This window comes from Pollutimonas sp. M17 (genome assembly GCF_025836975.1).
Lineage (GTDB): Bacteria > Pseudomonadota > Gammaproteobacteria > Burkholderiales > Burkholderiaceae_B.
The window spans coordinates 1,032,346-1,052,824 of the sequence record NZ_CP107548.1 but is presented as its reverse complement, the minus strand read 5'-3'; the positions used below and the strand labels follow the sequence as shown (position 1 = coordinate 1,052,824).

At 59.5% G+C, this 20,479-nt stretch carries 19 protein-coding genes and 1 tRNA gene; 6 read left to right on the top strand and 14 right to left on the bottom strand.

The window, feature by feature from the left end:
• The first annotated feature begins 296 nt into the window (after positions 1 to 296).
• Positions 297 to 830: a JAB domain-containing protein gene (locus OEG81_RS05065; RefSeq protein ID WP_264131629.1), complete on the top strand. Its 534-nt coding sequence runs from the start codon at positions 297 to 299 to the stop codon at positions 828 to 830.
• A gap of 42 nt (positions 831 to 872) precedes the next feature.
• Here OEG81_RS05065 and OEG81_RS05060 read toward each other — a convergent pair whose 3' ends face one another.
• The 4 genes from OEG81_RS05060 to OEG81_RS05045 all read right to left on the bottom strand — a co-directional run bounded on the left by OEG81_RS05060 (position 873) and on the right by OEG81_RS05045 (position 6,883).
• Positions 873 to 1,796 (bottom strand): plasmid replication initiator TrfA, encoded by a 924-nt coding sequence (locus OEG81_RS05060; RefSeq protein WP_264131628.1) that lies wholly within the window; start codon positions 1,794 to 1,796, stop codon positions 873 to 875.
• A 289-nt stretch (positions 1,797 to 2,085) separates the two neighbouring features.
• Entirely contained in the window at positions 2,086 to 4,566 is a 2,481-nt protein-coding gene (locus OEG81_RS05055) for a DEAD/DEAH box helicase (protein WP_264131627.1), read from the bottom strand.
• Complete coding sequence (locus OEG81_RS18130) at positions 4,563 to 6,209, bottom strand: site-specific DNA-methyltransferase (RefSeq protein ID WP_264131626.1); 1,647 nt, start codon at positions 6,207 to 6,209, stop codon at positions 4,563 to 4,565. Before OEG81_RS18130 ends, OEG81_RS05055 begins: the two co-directional genes overlap by 4 nt.
• Positions 6,210 to 6,439: 230 nt before the next feature.
• A complete protein-coding gene (locus OEG81_RS05045) occupies positions 6,440 to 6,883 on the bottom strand; it encodes a hypothetical protein (RefSeq protein ID WP_264131625.1) in 444 nt (147 codons plus the stop codon).
• On the opposite strand from OEG81_RS05045, the gene OEG81_RS05040 reads away from it, so the two are divergent.
• Positions 6,866 to 7,402: a tyrosine-type recombinase/integrase gene (locus OEG81_RS05040; RefSeq protein WP_264131624.1), complete on the top strand. Its 537-nt coding sequence runs from the start codon at positions 6,866 to 6,868 to the stop codon at positions 7,400 to 7,402. The genes OEG81_RS05045 and OEG81_RS05040 overlap by 18 nt on opposite strands.
• 23 nt (positions 7,403 to 7,425) lie before the next feature.
• Here the strand turns inward: OEG81_RS05040 and OEG81_RS05035 are convergent.
• From OEG81_RS05035 to OEG81_RS05025, 3 genes are all read right to left on the bottom strand, one after another.
• Positions 7,426 to 7,518, bottom strand: a tRNA-Ser gene (locus OEG81_RS05035).
• Positions 7,519 to 7,602: 84 nt separating this feature from the next.
• The gene (locus OEG81_RS05030; protein WP_264131623.1) at positions 7,603 to 8,274 is read right to left on the bottom strand and encodes an RraA family protein; all 672 of its coding nucleotides are present in this window, start codon (positions 8,272 to 8,274) and stop codon (positions 7,603 to 7,605) included.
• A 74-nt stretch (positions 8,275 to 8,348) separates the two neighbouring features.
• Positions 8,349 to 9,314, bottom strand: a complete 966-nt coding sequence (locus OEG81_RS05025; protein WP_264131622.1) for a Bug family tripartite tricarboxylate transporter substrate binding protein — start codon at positions 9,312 to 9,314, stop codon at positions 8,349 to 8,351.
• Between the two features lie 80 nt (positions 9,315 to 9,394).
• Between OEG81_RS05025 and OEG81_RS05020 the strand changes: the two genes are divergently transcribed.
• A complete protein-coding gene (locus OEG81_RS05020; protein WP_264131621.1) occupies positions 9,395 to 10,057 on the top strand; it encodes a GntR family transcriptional regulator in 663 nt (220 codons plus the stop codon).
• Positions 10,058 to 10,099: 42 nt separating this feature from the next.
• Here OEG81_RS05020 and OEG81_RS05015 read toward each other — a convergent pair whose 3' ends face one another.
• The 5 genes from OEG81_RS05015 to cysS all read right to left on the bottom strand — a co-directional run bounded on the left by OEG81_RS05015 (position 10,100) and on the right by cysS (position 15,632).
• The gene (locus OEG81_RS05015; RefSeq protein ID WP_264131620.1) at positions 10,100 to 11,362 is read right to left on the bottom strand and encodes an aspartate kinase; all 1,263 of its coding nucleotides are present in this window, start codon (positions 11,360 to 11,362) and stop codon (positions 10,100 to 10,102) included.
• Between the two features lie 117 nt (positions 11,363 to 11,479).
• The gene (gene tilS, locus OEG81_RS05010) at positions 11,480 to 12,514 is read right to left on the bottom strand and encodes a tRNA lysidine(34) synthetase TilS (protein ID WP_412034111.1); all 1,035 of its coding nucleotides are present in this window, start codon (positions 12,512 to 12,514) and stop codon (positions 11,480 to 11,482) included.
• Between the two features lie 7 nt (positions 12,515 to 12,521).
• On the bottom strand, positions 12,522 to 13,484 hold the full coding sequence (locus OEG81_RS05005) for an acetyl-CoA carboxylase carboxyltransferase subunit alpha (protein WP_264131619.1): 963 nt from the start codon (positions 13,482 to 13,484) through the stop codon (positions 12,522 to 12,524).
• Between the two features lie 37 nt (positions 13,485 to 13,521).
• Positions 13,522 to 14,169 carry a DNA-3-methyladenine glycosylase family protein gene (locus OEG81_RS05000; protein WP_264131618.1) on the bottom strand — a complete coding sequence of 216 codons (648 nt, stop codon included), beginning with the start codon at positions 14,167 to 14,169 and terminating at the stop codon, positions 13,522 to 13,524.
• A 14-nt stretch (positions 14,170 to 14,183) separates the two neighbouring features.
• Entirely contained in the window at positions 14,184 to 15,632 is a 1,449-nt protein-coding gene (cysS, locus tag OEG81_RS04995) for a cysteine--tRNA ligase (RefSeq protein ID WP_264131617.1), read from the bottom strand.
• 213 nt (positions 15,633 to 15,845) lie between these two features.
• Here cysS and OEG81_RS04990 point away from each other — a divergent pair, with 213 nt between their 5' ends.
• From OEG81_RS04990 to OEG81_RS04980, 3 genes are all read left to right on the top strand, one after another.
• The gene (locus OEG81_RS04990) at positions 15,846 to 16,556 is read left to right on the top strand and encodes a tetratricopeptide repeat protein (protein WP_264131616.1); all 711 of its coding nucleotides are present in this window, start codon (positions 15,846 to 15,848) and stop codon (positions 16,554 to 16,556) included.
• 178 nt (positions 16,557 to 16,734) lie between these two features.
• Positions 16,735 to 17,244, top strand: coding sequence for a peptidylprolyl isomerase (locus OEG81_RS04985; protein ID WP_264131615.1), 510 nt, complete (start codon positions 16,735 to 16,737; stop codon positions 17,242 to 17,244).
• Positions 17,237 to 18,013, top strand: coding sequence for a UDP-2,3-diacylglucosamine diphosphatase (locus tag OEG81_RS04980; RefSeq protein ID WP_264131614.1), 777 nt, complete (start codon positions 17,237 to 17,239; stop codon positions 18,011 to 18,013). Before OEG81_RS04985 ends, OEG81_RS04980 begins: the two co-directional genes overlap by 8 nt.
• On the opposite strand, the gene OEG81_RS04975 is transcribed toward OEG81_RS04980, so the two are convergent.
• Positions 17,992 to 19,713, bottom strand: coding sequence for a solute carrier family 23 protein (locus tag OEG81_RS04975; protein WP_264131613.1), 1,722 nt, complete (start codon positions 19,711 to 19,713; stop codon positions 17,992 to 17,994). The two genes, OEG81_RS04980 and OEG81_RS04975, sit on opposite strands and share 22 nt — an antisense overlap.
• A 55-nt stretch (positions 19,714 to 19,768) precedes the next feature.
• Entirely contained in the window at positions 19,769 to 20,458 is a 690-nt protein-coding gene (locus OEG81_RS04970; RefSeq protein ID WP_264131612.1) for a carbonic anhydrase, read from the bottom strand.
• Positions 20,459 to 20,479: the final 21 nt, after the last annotated feature.

Genomic DNA, 20,479 nt, shown 5'->3' with positions numbered 1-20,479 from the left:
ACCGTTGCCCTGAGTGCGCCGCCCAAAAACGCCGACTGTACCGCCATCCGTGTCCGCTGCCTCGGCTTTCGCGGCATAAACGGCTTCCTCCCCACTATGCGGGTCCCCTCCATATATTCCACGGTCCTATTCATCAGCCTCGGCCAGCAGTTCAGCACGGCAAGGCGACGAACTCACGGCAACGGCGGCAACCCCGCAGGAACCGTATTACTGCGAACGCCGAAAACCTACGATCAGGCTCGGAATCTTCGGCCTCGGTCAGCAGGAAAACCAACCGGCTTTTGAAGGATAGGACAATGGAACACGTCAACCAGAACGCAGCTTTGGGCTATGACAACATGAACACGGGGCAGACTCTCTATGTGCGCAGTCCGTCAGGCCGATATCGTGCCGCGACCGATTCGCACGTGCTGGCCGCCGCGCGCATCGCTGCCGAAAGTCTGATTAGTAATCGGGATGCAATGGGGAACCCGGATACCGTCAAACGATATTTCCAGTCGAAACTGTCGGGGATGGGGCATGAAGTTGCCGCCGTTCTGTACCTGAACAGCCAGTTTAAGGTGATCCGCTACATGGAGATGAGCCACGGAACGTTGACGCAAGCCAGCGTGTACCCGCGCGAAATCGTCAAAGCCGCGCTACGCCTGGATGCTGCGGCAATTATCATGTCACACAACCATCCAAGCGGCACACCCGAAGCTAGCGAGGCTGATCTTGCTTTGACGCGGCACTTAAAGCATGCCTTGGCGCTTATTGATGTTCGATTGCTGGACCACATTATTGTGACCGGACAAACCACTAATTCGTTAGCTGAAAAAGGCCAACTGTAAACACAGACCGGCGGGCTAATGCCCGCCTACGCTTACAGCAGGTTAGACCGACACACTAGCACCAACTTTCTTGCGTCGCCTACGGCGAGCGCCTTTTGTCACTACTATTTTTCCTGCGTATATCCCAACCTGAGCCACCTCACATGTCGGCCAGCCTGTGGCCGTTTTCACTTTCGCAAGCGCCGTTGTCAGCGCATGTAGCCACTTGCTGTTCTGCATGGACTCACGACCCATTAACTTTTTCAAGGTTTCCGGCCGCATGGCATACGCATGCCTATGAGAATAATAGAACGCATACAGACCGCGTGCCAACGGCTCCTTTGAAAGCTGCTTCCGTTCTGTGTTTGGCAAAACTACCCAGTCATTGCGATCAAAGAAGACTGCCACACCGCCCGCAATCGTGACTTGGTAATCATATTTGCTATCTAGCCGATCACATCGCTCTACACGTGACAACAGTCGAGTTCGTCCGGCTATACTTGGGAGCCGTTTCCCGGCAGGTTCAACTTCTTCATCGCCGGCGTCGGGGTGTTCGCCATCGTCAGAGCGATGAAGCTCATATGTGAATTCTGCCTGGCCAAGACGGTCCAGCGAATCAGCAAGGAGCAGGTCTGTTTTGCCCCCACGCTTACGGCCAAGCTCCGCTAATGCTTCCTTGTGCTCAAAGAAGGTCGAAGGACTTCCACTAGGATCGCCACGCCGGTAAATACGCGATAGCAACCAAAAAAACACATCGGCGTCGCTCTGCGACAAACGCACGCCTGCAGTTTGTTCAATGCGATACTGCTTCATCGTCGCTAGCAATAACGGTTCTGTAATTACCGGGCGCTCGGCCGCACCGGCATATTCTAGTGTGCTGAATACGCTACCGCGCACTAGGGCATTGGGCGCAAGAACAGCCTTCATCAGCAACCCGTATGGCAAGTCTAGTTTGGGCCACATCGGCAAGCTGGATTCCTTTTCCAAAACCAATCTCCATAGTTATGATGCAATAGTATAGGCAGAATGGACTGATGGATAAGGCCCATATGGACTGATAGCTAGACAATGTGGACTGAAGGATATTGATTTTTTAGATAATGGCTTATTTAAATACTTTCCAGACGGATTCGGCCAGACAATTCATTTCTTTTAACCAGTCATTATTATATTAATTCATTGGGGCATAGCCCCCCCGATCCTTGGGCAAGCATATATCGTTGACCGCTTCGCGGTCTGGCAACCAGGAGGACCAAGGTTGGTCGGAGCCCGAACGCTACTCGTACCGCAACCGCCCTACTTCAAAGAGGCCATCGTCCACCAACGCCCCTTCTACCAAACGGAACAAGCGCAATTCCTTCTTGTCTTTGCCGCTTCCGCCCACCATAAACACCCGGCCGTAATGCATGTGCACGGCACCAGCCTTCTCCTTGTCGTACTGCTGCAACTGAGGGCCTTTAAACTCGACAAGAGCCACGCCGTCTCCGGCCTTGCGTTCTTTTACTGCCACCAGGAAGTCAGGAAAAAAACCAATACCACTAGACCAGCGGTACAAGGCCACCGACTCGGGCTGTCGTACTGGATTGCGATGCCACCATTGCACATCAGCGGATGTGTCCAGTATTTCAGCAAAGCGCAGTTCTTCGGCTGACAAATCCGCAGGAAAAACACCGTACACGTTGCGCTTGGCTGGCTCAAGCCGATACTTGGATTTATGCACTGGCGGCAAAACACGAGTCTGGGTCTGAATCTGACTGGCACGGCAGCGCTTATGCGCTTGCCGAATCATGTTCGGATTTCGAACTAGCACCAGTTCCAATTGCTGCGTCAGCTCTTCATCGGTTTCAGGTAGCTCAAAGCCCCCGGCTTCCAACGCATCACGGAAGCGCTGCAACAACCCTGCCAAAAAACTGCGCCGGTCTACGTCGGGATACTCGAAAGCGATCTGTCTAGCTCGCTGGGCGATGTTAGCCGCCGACATCCTTGCCCATACATCCGCATCGTCCGGAGTGTCATTCGCCTCGAAGATATCTACGGTTCTCTTGACCAGCTTGGTTCGGCTACGATCACGATCGGCCAGCATGCTAGTGAAATCCAAGAACGATACCAACTGCGCCTCAAAGTCATCAGCATGGACTGGGAGGACTTCTGTCACCAATGGCGGCAACGCTTGAACTGTGAGCGGATAGTCGTATTGCTCTTCTGCATCCAGCCTGAAGGCCTGAACCAATCTAGTTGGCCTATCTTGAGCACCATGGGCTAGCTCAGCCTTGGCCAGCTCAGGAAACAAGTGCTGGGCCTGTGAAAACCCATGTTGCGCTTGCCCACCGGGCGTAGCTGTGCCGTCAAGAGCGAATGCGGTTGTCATAGCAGCGGGCGTAGCATCATCACGAAGTGGAAACATGGTCGGCGTCTGGCCGGTTTTCACGACCTGCACAAACGACGAGTCCACGGTGAAAGTGACGACCGTTTCTGGCGTAACGTTTGCCGTATGCCCCTGCAGCTTATTGATAACGGTCGCCGCACCTGCAAGACCTTCTTGCGCTTCTCTATTGGCCAGGAACACATAGCCATAGTTCAGCATCTGCGGAGTTTCAGGGCGGCGTTGCAGCAGCGAATGCACGCGCATGATGCGGCCAACCACCTGGATGCCGAAGTTCGCATCTCGGGTGCCACGCAGTGCAGCTAGCGTAAAGGCACGCGGTGCATCGAAGCCCATCGCAATCGCCATCTTAAAAACCAGCACCTCGACCGTCGGGTCTTGCGCCAGCGCCTGCAAGTTGGGGTCCGGCTCTTCTGCGACGTGTACCTTCACAGCAGACTCTGGAAACTTGAGTGGTCCGGTCAAATACTCACGCGCCTTTTCCAACGCTGCGCCACCATTAGGCACCTGCACGAGCATCAAGGGCGTAAGACCAATACCAGCATCGGCTAGTACGCTCTTGATGTGGCGATGCATAGCCGCACACTCAGACATCGCGACTTCTTCGAAGTCCACCAAAGCCGCGTCATCATTGTTCCCTGTGAGAAACTGCGCCGTCTTCACACCAAGCTTTAGCAATCCGGCTTGATAGCCCTCAAAACGGGTGATGGTGGCCCATTCCGATGAATCGCCCACCTGGTAGCCGGTCTTATCAGCAAAGCCGGCAATATCCTCATCCCTAGGAGTCGCGGTCATCATCAGGGCGTAGTCTGGCTCCAACACCTCGGAAAAAAAACGGTATGCCTCCTTTGCTTTTACGAAACCGTGATGTGCCTCATCTACCACCACGCCGACCCTCAAGCCAAGGGCGCGAGCCTGAATGATCAGGTCATCCACCGACAGGCCTGCATCACCCGTGCTGCGTGCCAAGCGCGACTCCTTCGTCTTGGTTGCCACAGTCTGCCAAGTAATCACAAAGAGCGCACCCGAAGCCAATTCGTCCGGGGTGCGTTGATGTTCGATGTTCAGAATCTTCAGCTGCGGCGCTTGGCGTTGCAAGCTGGCCGCCGCCTGGTCAATGAGTGATGAATAGGGAGCAAACCAGAACCATACGACATCATCCAGCACAGAGAACCGGGCTACTGCCTCAGTCGCGATCAGCGTTTTCCCGATACCTGTCGGGGCTTGAAGCATGATCGCTGCCGACTGCTTACGCAACTTACCCAGCTCTTGCGGATTGGTCAGCCGGTTGTAATTGTCGCGCAGGTTCTGGAAACGAGCCACGATGGCGTCTATGTGTCGCTCTTGAAACAGCAACGGGTCGATACGGCTCATGCTTGCGCCCCTTCCAGCTTGCCGAATCGGAAGCCGCGCGTTAAATCTATCGGAACTTCTCTCAGATTATTTTCATTGACTATACCCACCAGTGCGGCAGGGGTCCAGGTATAAACAATCGCCTGCGGATGCTGTTCCAGTTCCTCTTGCAAAACGGCCTTCATCATGGCCGTTGTGACGGGCACATATATAAGCGCTTCCCCATTCCACCTCGACACGGACACCGACGCCCCAAGCTTTGTCAAAGGATGATGGTGCTTCATCTGGATATACGACCACACAGAGACGTCATCCAAGCCCTCTTCGAGTCGGTGTGCCGGAATACGTTTGGCGCGCGTGTAAGCGAAGCCGCCACCCAAACCTTCGACTTGAGCACCTTTGGCGGATGCGTAGCCTTCGGCTGCGCGGCGCACGCGAGCCGCGCACACATCACGGCATAGGTTTATAGTGGGATCAGATTCGGTGGCTTCCGTACTCGACACGAGTATGAAACGGCGCTCACCACCATCTTCCTTGTTTAGCTGCATGACTGCCTGTGCAAGCGTACCGGACCCAGCGAAGAAATCCACAACAAGATCACCGGGTTTAGTCGCCAGGCGCAAGATACGATCCATAAGCTGCAATGGCTTGGGTGTTGAAAATACGTCCTCATTGCGGGCCTTGGGCAAAATCTCGTTAAGCTGCTTCTTAGCATCTTGCGTATGACCTACAGCGTCGTACGTCCACAAGGTTTGAGGTACGACACCTTGCTTTACTTCGGAAAGAAACCGCTTTAATGCTGGAATGTTGTTTCCATTTTTCCCCCACCATATTCGACTATCGGCATCAAGCTCATCGAACTTCGTGCGTGATACCCGCCAATAGGTTCCTGGTGGCGGGCCATCGATTACTCGACCTGAAGGACAAGTGATGGCGTAGCGCCCCTCTCCATAATAGTTTCGGGCAGTCAGATCACTAGGTTTCCAAGGTCCGCGTGGGTCCTTATCAGGATTCTTATATGCTTTGTCCTGTTCGGCAGATCGTGGTAACGGATTGGGCCGCCAACTATCGCGATTGGCGGCATAGATCAGCACATACTCATGATCATCAGAGAAGTGGACCGCCGTGTTCTTAGGAGAGTAGACCTTCTGCCAAATCACGTTTGCGATGAAGTTGCTCTCACCAAAAACCTTGTTCATCAACAGCCCAAGGTTGAATAGCTCGTTATCGTCGATGGAAACAAAGATGACGCCGTCTTCGGCCAGCAGGTCCTTGGCAAGCCGCAAACGCTGGTACATGAACTCTAGCCAGGTGGAGTGCCGATAACGGTTGGCGGAATCGAAGTAGCTATCGTTGTATACGAAGTCCTTGCGCCCCGTGTTGTACGGAGGGTCTATATAAATAAGCTTGACCTCCCCGGCGTGTGTGCTGACCAGGTTCCGCAGGGCATCGTAGTTGTCGCCCTCGATGATGAGATTGCGCCAAGGAGCAGGGCCGCACGACTGCTCAATGTCCAGTTCCAGCCCCACGAAATCACGATTCAGGCTCTTGTCGGATGCGATGCCTTGCCGCTCCCAGACCAAGCCGTATGGCGTCTGGCTATCGCGTCGCTTCAGCAGCTCAATAAGCGCTTCACGCGGCAGGCTTTCGTATTCTTTTGACATCCCGACCTTTTCCCTCATGTTGTCTATGAAGCGCCATTATCCCAGAACATGCACTAAATTAGAAAAACCAACCCCCGGGCCGAGAATGCTCGAACCGGGGGTTGGCCAACCTATATACAAGCGACGGCCAGCAACGCGTGCCGCAGGAACTTGGCCAATGAATTCGGGCCAGGATGAGAAAGGTTTCGTGCTGCGCGGTGCCAGCCTGAGCCGCGCCCATTGCCTCCAAATTAGGGAAACAATGTTTCCTCAAAATGGTATAGCGCACTTTTAAAGGATAAAAGCATATTTATTTGCTTTGGAGTCCAACTGACCGCTTCTAAGTCCTTGCGTAGCTTCGTTTCGAAGGCCCGCGTACAGATGAAAATGACGCGCTCCCACTGTTGCCCAAACCTCAACAGTCGTGAGCCGCCGATCTGGGTGCTGTCGTGCAATACCCTGGTCAACCAAACCAATAGCGCTTTATAGTCCTTGGCGTTTTTCCGGGATCGCTCTACCTCGATCCAGTAAACGTGCATACCACTGCGCAACAGCACATCGGGCCGCTTGCCAGCGATGCCCTCTTCACCGCCTAGCCAAAGCCCTTGTGCGATTTCGCGCTCGGTTGAAGCTCGAAATCCCTGAACGATTACTTCGAGTTCGCCTGCTTTGCCGGCATGCGCCCCAGCGAGCAAATCGCGTTACTTTGGCAGGACGTAGACTTACGCTCTGGCGTGGTGATGGTTCGCCGATCCCGCGTTCTCGCCAAGGATAAGGAGCGCACGAAAACCGCCGTGGGGCGAGAGGTCGAACTAAATACGCGGGCGCTTGCGGTTATAGAGCGGCAGCGGACCAGAACGCAGCTCGCGGGAGGTCATGTGTTTCGCAACCCTTCGACTGGAAAGCCCTGGAACGACGAGCAGACGCAGCGCCGGATATGGGCAGCCGCGCTGGCCGCCGCCAAGGTGCGTTACCGCCCGCCCAAGGAATGCCGGGACACCAGCGTGACGCTATCGCTTCAGGCTGGGGCTGATCCTGTGTGGGTGGCCAAGCAGCACGGCCACAGCCTGATGGTGATGATGAGGGACTATGCCAAGTGGATACCAGGAGCAGACAAGGGCCGCAATCTGGACGCTATAAACAGGGCTATTTCTGCCAATTCCGCAGTAGAATCGCAGTACAGAAATAGAGAAAAAGAAAAAACCCTGAATTAACAGGGTCTTATCTCACTGAATATTGGCGGAGACGGAGGGATTCGAACCCTCGATACGGGTATAAGCCGTATGCTCCCTTAGCAGGGGAGTACCTTCAACCTCTCGGCCACGTCTCCGGAAATAGGTCGCTATTCTAGCATGATATTTTCAGGCGCTTCAGGCCCTCGGCGCCGCCAAGCATGCCTATTCCGTATTCAAGCTCATTTGCCGTAATCGGGGCTTTGCAGCTCATGGTAATCGTAACGTTGCCGCGCCTCGTCCAACCTGACGCCATTGCGGATGTCGTCGCGCAGGCGCGACTCCTTCTGGGTGATGTCCTCGGCAATGTCCAGTAGTTTCGGCACTTGCGCTTGCGGCAGCACAACCACACCGTCCGCATCGCCGCGTACGATGTCGCCTGGGCATACCTTGACACTGCCTATCGTTACCGGCACTTGCAGCGCCTTCAACCGGATACGGCCTTTTCCGGTTCTCATCCATGTATCGCGGCTGAAAATGGGATAGCCAAGTTCACGGCACAAGGCTACATCCCGATTGTTTCCGTCAATGACTGTGCCGGCCATGCCGCGGCGATGCGCCATCTCGGTCAGGATGTTTCCCCAGGTGCCCACATCGTCTCGACCCTGGTTGTCAATTACGATAACGCTGCCGGGCGCTACGTCATCGATGAACTCGCCGACATTGCCTTGTTTGTCGTCGGCCGACTCGTACAGGACAGTGTAGGCGCGCCCCGCCATGCGAAACCCCGGATCGCATGGCCGGATCTTATAGCACTGGCCGACTATCGCCAGGCGGTCGAGGGCATCGCTAAGGGCTGCGCAGTCGAGACGCGACGCACGCGCTACTTGTGCGTCATTTTCATCAATACTCATGCTAGTTCTCCAGATTCAATTTACAGAAGCTTCCTTGAAAGCGAACCGGCGCACCCTGAACGATGCGCCGGCCATCATTCGATGGAAATGCCGGCGTCACGGATGACGGGCTGCCAGTAGTCGATGTCCCGGCGCACCTGCTCATCCAGTTGCGTAGGCGACATATAGCGCACCTGGACTCCGACATTGACCAGGGCGGTCCGCACAGCCTCGGTCTTCAAGGTCTGCTCGACGGCGCTGCTTAGCTTTGCAATGGTCGCCGCGGGCGTACCTTGCGGGGCGAACAAGGCCACCCAGGCATCGAGCTCGAAGCCTGGATAACCGGCTTCGGCAGTCGTCGGCACATCCGGCATCAGAGGAATACGTTCCTTGCTGGCGATAGCCAGAGGGCGCAGCGTACCTGCGGCAACAAAACTCGCCAGCGAAGGCGGCGTCGCAACCGTCATCTGAACATGGCCGGCCAGGACGTCCTGTATCGCCGGTCCCGCTCCTTTGTAGGCGATATGGGTGACTTCTATACCGGTACGTTGCTTGAACAGCTCCATCCCTATATGCGGGACGGAGCCCGCCCCCGGTGAAGAGTAGTTCAGTTCACCCGGATGCTTCTTGGCATAGGCAACCAAGGCCTCGAGCGACTGCATCGGCATGCCTGGGTTCACGGCGACGAGGTGGGGCGACACCACCAACATGGCCACCGGCGAAAAGTCCTTGATCGGATCCCACGAGAGCCGTTTGTACATGACCGGATTGCCCACATGGAACATCGAGTACCCCGCCAGCAGGGTATAGCCGTCGGGGTTGGACCGGGCCACATAGGTCGCGGCGATATTACCGCTGGCCCCGGGGCGGTTCTCGACCACCACGCTCTGCCCCAGAATGTCGCCGAGGGTGGGAGAAACGATACGCGCGACTTGGTCCAGGATGCCTGCCGGGGTGACAGGAACGGTGATCTTTACTGGCTTGTCGGGAAAATCACCCGTCTGCGCCAAGGTCAATCCGCTTGTAATTACTGAAATGATGCCAATTATTAGCCTTCTCATAAGGTGTCTCCTTGATATTATTGATGGCTGTAATATAATATTTGCTTCTCATAATTACACAACAACTATTTGGAATAATTATGGACGTACCCACAGCCGGGACCCAGAGCACCCCGGAGCGCATCCGCCAGCTCTTGATGAAAGACATCGAAAAAGGTATTTTGCGTCCCGGCCAGCTGCTCGATGAAAAGCAACTGGCGTCCAGGCATGGCGTATCACGCACGCCCGTGCGCGAAGCGCTATTGATGCTGACTATGCAGAAATTGGCGGTTGCCGTACCGCGCGCCGGAACCTTCGTGCACAAGCCGCCGGCTGACGAGTTGATCGCCCTGTTGGAGTTCCTGGGAGAATTGGAAAGTGTCGCGGCCAAGCTTGCAGCCCAGCGCATGACAGCGGAGCAGCGCGCTTTGTTGGCGAGGATTCATCAAGAATCAGAAGCCCTGGTGCTGGCCGGCGACCGCGCAGGGTACGAAGCCCGCAATTTGGCACTGCACGAGATGATCTACGTGAGTAGCGGCAACACCGTGATCCATGAGGAAATCAATAATGCGCGGAGGCGGCTATCGAATTTCCGGCGCCATGTCTTCGACCAGCCCGGGAGACTCCGGGTTTCATATGACGAACATCAGCCTCTGGTGGCGGCATTGCTGTCGGGAGACGGACCTTCAGCAGCACAAGCGATGCACGATCACATCATCGGCAAAGGGAAGGCATTTGCCGATCTGGTGCTGGTCAATAAATAAAGCGGCGGAGCCGGGCGCCGAAACGCCCGCTCCCTGGATTGCTCAAGTAGCGCTCTGCTCCTGATCCAGGCCAAAGGCCTTGTGCAAGGCGCGCACGGCCAGTTCCATGTATTTGTCGTTGATGATGACCGAGGTCTTGATCTCGCTGGTGCTGATCATCTGGATGTTGATGCCCTCTTCCGACAATGTGCGGAACATCAGGCTGGCGACACCCACGTGGCTGCGCATGCCTATGCCCACGATGGAGACCTTGCAAACCTTGTCGTCGGAAACGATTTCGCCGGCGCCCACGGCGGGACCGATCTGGTTCTTCAGCAGATCGAGCGTGCGGGCGAAGTCGTTGCGGTTGACGGTGAACGAAAAGTCGGTCGTGCCCTGAACCGACTGGTTCTGCAGGATCATGTCGACGTCGATGTTGGCGGCGGCGACGGGGCCCAGAATCGAATAGGCAACGCCCGGGGTGTCGGGTACGGCGAGCAAAGTGACCTTGGCTTCGTCACGGCTGAAGGCGATGCCCGAAACGACGGCAGCTTCCATTTTTTGATCTTCCTCGAAAGTAATAAGGGTGCCCGAAACCATTTCTTCTTCGAGCGGTATCAGGGGGTCCGTCAGCGAAGACAGCACACGCACCGGCACATGGTATTTGCCGGCGAATTCCACCGAGCGTATCTGCAACACCTTGGAACCCAGCGAGGCCATTTCCAGCATTTCCTCGAAGGACACGACATTCATGCGGCGCGCTTCAGGCACGACCCGGGGATCGGTGGTGTAGACGCCATCGACATCGGTGAAGATAAGGCATTCGTCGGCCTTCAGGGCGGCAGCGACCGCGACAGCGGAGGTGTCCGAGCCGCCACGGCCCAGCGTGGTGATGTTGCCGTCGTCGTCTATGCCCTGGAAACCCGTCACGATGACCACGCGGCCCGAGTCCAGATCGCCGCGTATGCGGGTGTCGTCGATGGAACGAATGCGGGCCTTGGTGTAGGACGAGTCGGTGCGGACGGGAACCTGCCAGCCGGTGTAGCTGCGGGCCGCCACGCCCTGCGACAACAGGGCCATGGCCAGCAAGGAACTGCTGGCCTGCTCGCCCGTTGCGGCCAGCATGTCGAGCTCGCGCGTATCGGGCTGGGGCGAAATTTCCTTGGCCAGACCCAGCAGGCGGTTGGTTTCGCCCGACATGGCCGACGGAACCACGACCACCTGATGGCCGGCCGCATGCCATTTGGCCACGCGCCGCGCCACGTTCTGGATGCGCTCCACCGAGCCCATGGACGTGCCGCCATATTTGTGAACTATCAGGGACATCTTCTACTCTGCGTTAAAGAGACACCAATCCGGATGAGTGCCGGACCATTTATGCACGGCGCAAACGCGCCGGACAAGCAAAACGGACTATTTTAGCGTGTTTCGCGAGGGGCGTTTTTAGCGCTCGAACGGCAGATCCAGGAATACGCGGCCTTTGACGCAGCGTATCAAGGCCTGCCCATGCCTGACCCGCATCTGTCTGTCATGCCCCAGGGCATGCAGGCCGCGCATCTGCCGCATGAGATCCTGCAGCCGTGCATCGGTCGGCATGCGCTGGCCCAATTGCGCCAGCCAATACCGCAATACCAGCGCCTGCCTGGGCCGGGACAACAGCCGCCAGGCGGCCAGCGAAAAATCCCTTCCGTCCGCGCCCGGATCCAGCCCTTCGAAATCCTGCCGGGCCACGTCATCGAGAATTTCCCTGACCTCGGCGCCCTGCCGGGCATGGCGGGCCAGTGCGCCTTGCCAGCCCGGCCAGCGCCGATCCAGCTCGGGCGCCAGGCGTTCGCGCACCGCGGCGCGGGTGTATTGATCGTCGGCATTGGTGGGATCTTGCACGGGCTCCCAAGCGCTGATCTCTTGAAAGGCCCGCGCCTGCTCCAGTATGGCGGCCCGTTCAATGTCCAGCCAGGGCCTCAGATAGATCAGGCCGCCCCGCCGGACCACGGGCGCCATGGCGGCCAGGCCGGTCGGCCCCGCGCCGCGCAACAGGCGCAGCAGCACGGTTTCGGCCTGGTCGTTGCGGTGGTGGGCCAGCAGCACATGCTCCACACCGGCCAGGGCGGCCAACTGGCCGAACGCCTTATAGCGGGCGTCGCGCGCGGCGGATTCGATGCCGCTGCCCGCGCCAAGGTCGACCGACACCGTCAGGCTATGGCATGGCAACTCCAGGCTTTGCGCAAGATCGTGCGCATGCGCCTGCCAGCGGTCCGCGGGTGCTTGCAGGCCGTGATGAACATGGAAACAATGCAATTCGATGCCGTGGCGCCGGGCATGCAGGGCCGCATGCACCGCCAGCATGGCGGAATCGGCCCCACCGCTCAGGCCGACGGCGATGCGCCCCGGGCTTTCCGGCAAGCCGGCAAGAGCATCGCCGACCGCCTGGATCATGGCGGCAGACCCGAAGCTGCGCCAGAAGCCCTCGCTAAGCATGCCTGCCCTAACGCGCTTCCTGGAAGCGGCCGTAGGACATCAGGCGTTGCAGGCGCTGCTCGATAAGCTGGTCGGTTGACATGCCCGACAGCTGGCGCAGGGAGTCGGACAAGGCGCGGCTGAGCTGGCGGGCCATCACCACGGGATCGCGATGGGCGCCGCCCACCGGCTCATTGACGATGCGGTCGATCAGGCCCAGCTCTTTGAGGCGGGGCGCGGTGATCGCCAGGGCCTCGGCCGCCGTGGATGCCTTGTCGGCGCTGCGCCAAAGAATCGACGCGCAGCCTTCGGGCGAAATGACGGCATAGGTGGAGTACTGCAACATCATGACCACGTCGCCCACCGCGATGGCCAACGCGCCGCCGGAGCCGCCTTCGCCGATGATGGTGGAAATGATGGGCACCTTGAGCTCGGCCATGGCATACAGGTTGTGGCCGATGGCTTCGGACTGCCCGCGCTCTTCGGCGCCTATGCCCGGGTAGGCGCCCGGCGTGTCGACGAAGGTGAAGACCGGCAGCTGGAACTTCTCGGCCAGGCGCATCAGGCGCAGGGCCTTGCGGTAGCCCTCGGGACGGGGCATGCCGAAGTTGCGCATGGCGCGCTCTTTGGTGTCGCGCCCTTTCTGATGGCCGACGACCATGCACGGCGTGCCGTTGAAGCGCGCCAGCCCGCCCACGATGGACAGGTCGTCGGCATACATGCGGTCGCCGTGCATTTCGTGGAAGTCGGTGAAGATTTCACGCACGTAGTCCAGCGTATAGGGCCTTTGCGGATGACGCGCCACCAGGGCCGTCTGCCACGGCGTGAGCTTGGCATAAATGCTTTTGGCAAGCGCCTGGTTCTTCTGCTGCAGCCGCCCGACCTCTTCCGAGATATCGACGGCTGAATCGGTCTGAACGAAACGCAGCTCTTCGATCTTGTTTTCGAGCTCGGCCAGAGGCTGTTCAAATTCCAGGAAGGTATTACGCATAAGGGCTTGGTATCCAGATTAGAGCATTCGCGTTGGGTCAGTACTGCACCGAGGCGGGATCAAGGCTGCGCCACAGGTACCAGGTCGCCACCGTGCGCCACGGCGCCCATGCCTGGGCAACTTCCCGTGCCTCGAAACGCGAAACGGGCTCACCGCTAAAGTAGTGTAACGAAATTGCCTTCAACAGACTCGCGTCGTCCAGCGGAAGGACGTCGGGCCGCTGCAGGTTGAAGATAAGAAACATCTCGGCGGTCCAGCGCCCGATGCCGCGTATGGCGCACAAGTCGGCGATCACCGCCTCATCGTCCATGGCGCTCCAGGAAGCGGGTTTTATCTTTTTTTCGGAAAAATGCGTGGCTAGGTCGAGGATGTATTCGGCCTTGCGCTTGGACAGGCCGGACAGGCGAATGTCGGTTTCGGCCAGCCGGATGACGCAACGCGGGGACGGATCCCGGCCGCAGGCCTCGGTAAAGCGCTGCCACATGGCGTCGGCCGCCTTGACGGATATCTGGTGGCCGACGATGGCGCGCGCCAGGGTCACGAACGGCGGGGCCGCCGGAGCCAGCCACTCGGACTTGTGGCGCGGGATCAGCTTTCTAAGGATGCGGTCGCGACCCATGAGCTCGGTGGACGCTTCGTCCCAAAAACCCGGCTTCTCATGCCCTGCGACTAGGCTTTCTGACATGACCCTCCCCTTCCTCAAGCCCGACGCCATTGGGTGACGCCGCCCGCTTTATCTTCGAGTTCGATGCCGGCTGCCTGCAATACATCGCGAATGCGGTCGGCCTCGGCAAAATTGCGATCTTTCTTCGCCGCGGCGCGCTCACCGATCAATTCCTGGATGCGCTCGCCGGACAGCGTTTCGGCCGCCGCCGCTCCCCGATGATAACGGGTGGGCGATTGCAGGTAGGCGGCCGGATCGGATTGCAGCAGGCCCAGTATGCCGCCCAGGGCGCGCATCAGGCCCGAGGCCTGGCCGGACCCGTCGCGGTTGGCCTCGCCGGCCAGTTCGAACAGGGCCGCAACGGCGCCGGACGTGTTGAAATCGTCGTCCATGGCCGCGCGGAACGATTGCGATGCGGGATGGCTCCAGTCGATCCCGGCGTCCACGGCCGGCACATTGTGCAAGGTCTGGTACAGGCGATCCAGCGCGTTCTGCGCATCGAACAGATTGTCCGGCGCGTAATTCTGCGGACTGCGGTAATGGTTGCGCACGATGAAAAAACGCAGCATCTCGGCTTCGCGCGGATTCACGCCGTACGCGGCCTGGTCGTCCGGCAATTGCGGGTCGGCCGCAATCGTGGCACGTATGGTGCGAAAGTTGCCCAGCGATTTCGACATCTTGTCGGCATCGACCATGAGCGGTCCGCAATGCATCCAGACCGAGGCCATCGTGCCGCCGAAAGCACCTTCGGTCTGGGCGATTTCATTCTCGTGGTGCGGAAATTTCAGGTCCGGACCGCCCCCGTGGATGTCCAGCGGCTGGCCCAGCAGCGCATGGCTCATGGCCGAGCATTCGATATGCCAGCCGGGCCGGCCCAGGCCATAGGGCGATTCCCATTTGGATTCGGACGGTTCGTCGGCCTTGGCGGCCTTCCACAGGACGAAATCCAGCGGGTCGCGCTTGGCCGATGCCACGGCCACCCTTTCACCGGCGCGCAAGTCGTCCAGCGACTTGCCCGACAGCTTGCCGTAGCCGGGAAAATCGCGCACGGCGTAGTTGACATCGCCGTCTTCGGACTGATAGGCCAGGCCATTGTCTTCCAGGCGCTTGATGATGCCGAGCATGTCGCCCACGTAGGCCGTGGCGCGGGGTTCCACGTCGGGAGGCTGCACGCCCAGCGCGCGCTCATCGGCATGCATCGCGTCGATATAAAAGGACGTGACCTCGCCCATCTTGCGGCCGCTTTCCACCGCGCGCCGTATGATCTTGTCGTCGATATCGGTGATGTTGCGCACATACCTGACCTGGTAGCCGCTGTGGCGCAGCCAGCGCTGCACCACGTCGAAACTCACCAGCATGCGCGCATGGCCCAGATGGCAGAAATCGTAGACCGTCATGCCGCATACATACATGCCGACTTTGCCCGGTTCTGCGGTTTTCAATGGCTCTTTGGCGCGTGAAAGGGTGTTATAAATGTGCAGCATGTGCAGGTAAATGTCTGTCTGTAAATACGATTACGGGCCCGATCGGTACAGGCCCGGTTGCGGTAAACTCGGCGCGAGCCGGCAAGCAAGGCTAAAATGGCGGTCGATAAGTATAGCAAGCGGACAAAACCGACGCTGGCCCGCGCGGCCCGTTTTTTATTCAATGCCGCTGCCATGCCGTCAACACAACCCTTACATATAGGCGCATAAGCTGTGTTTCGAATTTTGAGCCCCGCAGTCGCGATCGCCCTGGTTCTGGGCGGGCTTTCGGTCCAGGCCGCCACGGCGCAGGCGCCCGGCCCCGTACCGCAGGTCGATCTTAACGCGTCACTGGAAAATGATCCAGGCAAGGCCGTTACCGGCGACAAGCTGTTCAATGATCCGCCTCCCGCCGAAGGCGGCTGGAAAGGGCTGGCCAGGCTGCTGGAGGCCCTGACGCCCGGCGTCGACACGGAAATCCCCCTGACGGCTTCGCAGATCACCGATCGCATCAGCCAGATGCTGGATCAAGGCCGCAACGAAGAAGCACTGCAAGTCATCCAGAAACGGACCGCCCAGCTGGAACAACAGGGCGGCATCGGCACCGACGTCCAGCTGATGTTCCTGCACGGCCGGGCACTGGCGGCGCTGGGCCGCCATGACCAGGCCATCGACCTCTATCGCCAAATGACCACGCTCTATCCGGAACTGCCGGAACCCTGGAACAATCTGGCGGCGGAATACGTCAAGCAGGGCAAGCTGGACATGGCGCGCGACGCCTTGTCGATGTCGCTGGCGGCCAATCCGAACTACGGTACCGCCAAGGCCAACCTGGGGCAGGTACAGCTTATGCTTGCACAGGAATCCTTTCGCAACGCCGCCCGGCTGGGCGTGGGCAGCGCCCGGTCCAAGGCCGAGCAGACCGCGGAAGTCCTGAAAAAATAACCCTATTCCATTACTTCGCAATCGTCCAGGCAACATCAGCATGCATCTTATTTCACTACTTATCCGACCGCTCGGCCCATCGCTGCGCGTTTTCGGCCTTGCTTGCGCCGCGTCGCTCGCCCTGTGCCTGGGCAGTGTCGCGCAAGCGGCCTCACCATCCCCTACTCAAGGTAAATCTATGAGCACAACTCCCCGCGTCAAACTGCAAACCAGCCAGGGCGACATCCTTATCGAACTGGATGCCGAAAAAGCGCCCAAGACCGTTGAAAACTTCCTGACCTACGTCAAGGAAGGCTTCTACGACGGCACCATTTTCCATCGCGTCATCAATAATTTCATGGTCCAGGGCGGCGGCTTCGATGCCGGCATGAAGCAGAAGCAGACCCATGCCCCCATTGAAAACGAAGCCAACAACGGCCTGAAGAACAATCGCTACACCCTGGCCATGGCGCGCACCGCCGATCCCCATTCCGCCACGGCCCAGTTCTTCATCAACGTGGCCGACAACGATTTCCTGAACTTCACCTCGCCCACGCCCAACGGCTGGGGCTATGCCGTGTTCGGCAAGGTCGTCGAGGGCACCGAGGTCGTGGACAAGATCAAAACGGTGAAAACCGGCAACAAGGGCTTCCACCAAGACGTTCCGGCCGAAGATGTCCTTATCGAGAAAGCCACGGTCGTTGAATAAGCTGCGGCTGGCGGGCACGGTCTGGATCGCCTCGGACATCCATCTGGGGCCGAATACGCCAGCCACCGCCCGCGCTTTCCATCAGTTTCTGGATCAGGCATGCGCCAAGGCGGATGCCTTGATTTTATGCGGCGACATCTTCGACGCATGGATAGGCGACGACCTGGCGCTGTCGGAACCCCCTTCCTGGCTGTCCGAAACGCTGGAAAAATTCAGGCAGGTCTCTGAAAAAATACCGCTGTGGCTGGGCCGCGGCAACCGCGACTTCCTGATGGGGCGCGTGCTGGCCGGGGATGTCGGCGCCCAGATATTGCCCGACAGCGTATGCCTGGACACTGACGCCGGCCTGATCCTGCTGTCGCATGGCGACGAATACTGCACCGAGGACCGGGGCTACCAGCGCTTTCGCCGGCTCGTGCGCTGTCCCGCGGTGCAATGGCTTTTCATGCGCCTGAGCCTCTCCGCCCGGCGCGGCATCGCCGACCTGGCGCGCCGGCGCAGCATGGCGTCCAATCGCCACAAGCCCATGAGCATCATGGACGTCAGCCCGGCGGCCATCGAGCGGGCATTTTCAGGCGCCGACGCCGACATCATGGTGCACGGCCACACCCACCGCCCCCAGGTCCATCGCCTGATGGTCGACGGAAGGGAGCGCCGCCGCTATGTGCTGCCCGACTGGGATTACGACCACGGCGGCGACCCGCGCGGCGGCTGGCTGGCGATCGATGCCGCCGGCCCGCATTTGAATCAGGCGTCGAAGTCCAGCTGAAGCCCGGCGATATCGCCGCGCTGGCGCACCTGTACGCGGCGCGCAAGCCGGCTTAAAAGGTAAGCGGTCATGTGCGCCGTGGCGTCGGGATCGTTGATCATGGCGTCGGCGCCGGGCGCCGCGTCGCGGGGGGCCGGCAAGGCCTCGCCCTTGTACGAAAACCTGACCCGCAGGGCGTATTCGTCGAAACGCGTCGTGACTTCCAGTTCGGCCTGCTCGGGAGAGATCCGGCCGCTGTGCGCCAGGAGGTCGAAGGCCTGCCATACCGCCTGCTCGGCGCGCTGCACGGCATCGCGCCTGGCGCCCCACAGGCGCCCCTGATTCTCCATGAACCGGTTCAGGTCGTCGGCCGTGGTGGCATCCAGCTTGAATGCCTGCCGCGTACGGCGCGAAGCGCCCAGGCGGAACAGCATGGTCAGGATCAAGGCCACCAACGTGCCGTTGGTCACGCCCGCCAGGTCCATGAAACCCGCCAAAGGTTGATATTCCAGCCCGGCCACGATGTAGCGATGCGACACACCCACGATCAGGCCCACGCCCAGGGCCAGGGAGCGCCTGTCGTCCAGCATGCGCGAGGCCACCAGTTTCAGCCCCGCCATCAACAGGAAGGCGGCCAGGTACAGCAGCAATGCGGAAATGACCGGTCCGGGCACCAACAGCCACAAGATGATCAACTTGGAACAAAACGCGGTGACGACCAGAAAGCCCGCCACCCAGTAACCCAGGTAGCGGCTGGCGCAGCCCGAGCTTGCCGCCAGGCCCACCGCGCCGCCGCTGGCCGACTGCGGCATCGCATTGATGAAGGAGGCCACTATGTGCGTCAGGCCTTCCGCCCGCAATCCGCGGCCATAGGCGCGCAGGTCCGGCCTGTGCCAGTCCACGTCGGCCGTGCGCTGGGCCACCGTCTGGGTGCCGACGGATATCAATGAAAAGGTCAGCCCGATCAGCATATAAGGCAGCACCATGCTCGCATCGAAATCCCAGCCGAAGGCCGGAAGCGTCGGCATGCGCAGCCACGGGACGGCGGAAATATACGACAGGCTCTCCGGCTGGATCAGGCCCAGCACGCCGGCCAGCACGCTGCCCGCCAGCAGGCCGAACAGCGCGGCGAACAGCCGCAGGCGGGATCTCAGCCAGATGTGGCAGTACACCATGACAAACAGGGTGAACGCCGCCGCGCTGAGTTCGATATTCGATGCGCCCGATCCGTCGGGCGAATGGAACAGCAGCTTCAGGCCTATCTGGCCGATGCTGACCCCGGTCAGCATCACCATGAGCCCGGCGATCTCGACGGTGAAGATGCTGCGCAGGCGGACGATGACGACGCTGAAGACCAGTTGGGTCAGCCCCGCTATGCATACCATGCCGTAGGCCAGGGGCAAGCCGCCCGGGTGGCTGCTGGCCAGGAACATGACCGCGAATACCGTGGGCGTGGCTTGCAGCGGATAGTAATAGCCCGATCCTATGCCCCAGCGGTTCAGTATCTGCAGCAGTATCGAGAAGGCGCTGGCGATCAGCGAGGCGGCGGCGACGTCCAGGAAATTGCTGGATGCAAGATGGAAGCCGGTTTCGTGCAGGAACAGATTGGGCACCACCAGCAAGGCGCCCAGGAAGGCCATTTGCTGCAGCACCAGGCCCAGCGCCGTGGGCACGGGCAGGCGGTCGTTGATCCAGTAGACGATGTTGTCGGGCTTACGCATGCGTCATCCCTCCCTGTGTGCTTTTGAAAGGATGGGCGCCATGCTTTCCCATACGTCAAATGACGGGCAAAAGCTGCATCGTACCGGGATCGGTTCGCCAGAGGTCGCCGGTTTCAAGGTCGAACCACCAGCCGTGCAGGGCCAGCGTGCCCTGATCGACACGTTCCTTGATCCACGGATAGGTAAGCAGATTGTGCAGCGAGCCGGTCACCGCGGCGCGCTCGGCCAGGCCTGGGTTCTCTTTGAGCAGCTCCAGCGAGACCTTCTGGCGCTCCTCGGGCTTGTCGGCGTTCAGGTAGAGCTCGGTGGCGTTCATGGCCATCGACACCCATTCGCCGACGAATTCCCGGTCGGGCGGATGTCCGTCGGCCGTCGCCAGCATGGCCTTGATGCCGCCGCACTGCGCGTGGCCCAGCACGATGATGTGGTCCACCTTGAGATCGCGCACCGCATACTCGATCGCCGCGCCCGTTCCGTGCAGGCCGGAACCCTGCTGGTAGGGCGGAACCAGGTTGGCCACATTGCGCACGGTGAACAACTCGCCGGGTTCGGCGGACAGCAGCACCCCCGTATCCACCCGGGAATCGCTGCATGCGATGATCAGGGTGGCGGGAGCCTGTCCCTTGGTGGACAGCGCATGCATCAGCTCGGGCGAATGTTTGTAGTATTCGCTGCGGAAACGGAGGACGGCCGCCTCGAAATGCGAAATATCCCTTAGATTATTCTGACAGCAATCGGCGGACATGGCGTCTCGTCCCATAAAATT

Bases quoted from the DNA above. Each gene is read 5' to 3' on its own strand.
- OEG81_RS05030 (WP_264131623.1), bottom strand. From the start codon at position 8,274: ATGAGTATTGATGAAAATGACGCACAAGTAGCGCGTGCGTCGCGTCTC.
- OEG81_RS04970 (WP_264131612.1), bottom strand. From the start codon at position 20,458: ATGTCCGCCGATTGCTGTCAGAATAATCTAAGGGATATTTCGCATTTC.
- OEG81_RS05005 (WP_264131619.1), bottom strand. From the start codon at position 13,484: ATGCGTAATACCTTCCTGGAATTTGAACAGCCTCTGGCCGAGCTCGAA.
- OEG81_RS05065 (WP_264131629.1), top strand. From the start codon at position 297: ATGGAACACGTCAACCAGAACGCAGCTTTGGGCTATGACAACATGAAC.
- OEG81_RS05020 (WP_264131621.1), top strand. From the start codon at position 9,395: ATGGACGTACCCACAGCCGGGACCCAGAGCACCCCGGAGCGCATCCGC.
- OEG81_RS04985 (WP_264131615.1), top strand. From the start codon at position 16,735: ATGAGCACAACTCCCCGCGTCAAACTGCAAACCAGCCAGGGCGACATC.
- OEG81_RS05055 (WP_264131627.1), bottom strand. From the start codon at position 4,566: ATGAGCCGTATCGACCCGTTGCTGTTTCAAGAGCGACACATAGACGCC.
- OEG81_RS18130 (WP_264131626.1), bottom strand. From the start codon at position 6,209: ATGTCAAAAGAATACGAAAGCCTGCCGCGTGAAGCGCTTATTGAGCTG.
- OEG81_RS05040 (WP_264131624.1), top strand. From the start codon at position 6,866: ATGCGCCCCAGCGAGCAAATCGCGTTACTTTGGCAGGACGTAGACTTA.
- tilS (WP_412034111.1), bottom strand. From the start codon at position 12,514: ATGCTTAGCGAGGGCTTCTGGCGCAGCTTCGGGTCTGCCGCCATGATC.
- OEG81_RS05025 (WP_264131622.1), bottom strand. From the start codon at position 9,314: ATGAGAAGGCTAATAATTGGCATCATTTCAGTAATTACAAGCGGATTG.
- cysS (WP_264131617.1), bottom strand. From the start codon at position 15,632: ATGCTGCACATTTATAACACCCTTTCACGCGCCAAAGAGCCATTGAAA.
- OEG81_RS04975 (WP_264131613.1), bottom strand. From the start codon at position 19,713: ATGCGTAAGCCCGACAACATCGTCTACTGGATCAACGACCGCCTGCCC.
- OEG81_RS05000 (WP_264131618.1), bottom strand. From the start codon at position 14,169: ATGTCAGAAAGCCTAGTCGCAGGGCATGAGAAGCCGGGTTTTTGGGAC.
- OEG81_RS05015 (WP_264131620.1), bottom strand. From the start codon at position 11,362: ATGTCCCTGATAGTTCACAAATATGGCGGCACGTCCATGGGCTCGGTG.